A 1,679-nucleotide genomic window follows, 5' to 3' on the forward strand; every position below is an offset into this window, starting at 1 on the left:
GTCTATGACAACTTGGTAGCATACGATGGTGAAAGTTTGAGTAAGTTTGTTCCTATGCTCTCAACGGTTGTCCCAACAGTTGAAAACGGTTATTTGAGAGATGGTGGAACGACATATGTTTTCCCAATAAGAGAAGGTGTGAAATTCCACAACGGTAACGATTTAACACCTGAAGATGTCGAATACACGTTCGAAAGAGCACTATTATATAACCCACCTGGAGGACCAATATGGATGTTCTTGGATCCCATGTTTGGTGTTTTCAGTATTAGAACCTTGGTAGAAGATTACGTAGGTGCTTCATGGGCTACTATATTTGATGGTGAGATGAATCCTACATCTCCTGAATACGAAGAGGCTTTAGTTAATTTCTATCATGATGTAATAGATCCTGCAGTAGAAGTTCAAGGCAACGAAGTACACGTTCATTTGGCAAGACCTTTTGCTCCGTTTTTGAATGTAATTGCTTCTGGAAGTGGTTGGGGTGCAATATTAGATAAAGAATATTCTATAGAAATAGGTTTATGGGATGGAAATGCCGAAGGTTGGTGGAAGTATCACGGATGGACAAAAGAACAGTCTCCATACTTTGACCATGCTATGGGAACAGGTCCGTATAAATTGGTTGGTTGGGATCATGCTCAACAAAGGGTAACGCTCGAACGATTCGACGATTACTGGAGAGGTCCCGCCCCAATAAGAAGAGTAATCATTCAAGGTGTGGACGAATGGTCGACGAGAAGAGCCATGCTTGAAACAGGTGATGCTGACATAGCTTATGTTCCTGCTCAATATTTAGATGTTGTACTTTCTATGGATGGTTTGACCGTTATTCCTGGCACACCTCAGGTTTCAATCACCTCTTTAGGATTCAACTGGGAAGTTGACCCAGAGTCTCCATACATTGGTTCAGGCCGATTGGATGGGAACGGTATTCCGCTAGACTTTTTTGCAGATCACAATGTTAGGTTAGGTTTTGCATATGCCTTTGATTATGATGGTATGATAAATGATGTTTTAAAAGGTTTGGGTAAAAAAGTCCCCACCGCTTTACCTACCGGATTCTTAGGATTCGATGAAAATCTTCCAACATATGAATTGGACCTACAAAGAGCTGAAAATTATTTCAAACGTGCTTACAATGGGAGATTATGGCAAATTGGTTTCAAAATGACTATCCTTTACAATACAGGTAACGATGCAAGAAGAGTATCAGCAGAGATATTGAGGGATAATTTAGCAAAGATCAATCCAAGATTCCAAGTTGAAGTTAGAGGAGTTCAATGGCCAACTTACTTAGATGCAAGAGAAAACATGTTGCTTCCAGTTTACATCATAGGTTGGTTAGCTGATTATCCAGATCCACATAACTTTATTTTCACCTATTATCATAGTGAAGGTGATTACGGAGGGTACTACGGCGAAAACTTTGCGGAATTTGCAAGCTTGCCAAGGCCAGAATTTGGTGGGAAATCATTGAACAAGATGATAGAAGATGCTGCTGTTGAAACTGACCCTGTTAAAAGAGAAAAAATTTATATAGACATTCAAGAGTTTGTCATTGATTACGCACTTGTTTTACCTCTTTATCAGCCTCAAGGGTTGAGGGTCCATCGCTCTTGGCTAAAAGGATGGATAAATAATCCAATTTGGCCTGGTGATTATTATTATAACTACAC

General features: G+C 39.8%; 1 protein-coding gene. It reads left to right on the forward strand.

Annotated features, from left to right (window positions below; translation table 11 throughout):
* Positions 1-1,679 (forward strand): ABC transporter substrate-binding protein (locus AA80_RS07705; protein WP_103877212.1); only part of this gene is annotated, 1,679 nt, incomplete at both ends.

Source organism: Petrotoga sibirica DSM 13575, assembly GCF_002924625.1.
GTDB classification, from domain to species: domain Bacteria; phylum Thermotogota; class Thermotogae; order Petrotogales; family Petrotogaceae; genus Petrotoga; species Petrotoga sibirica.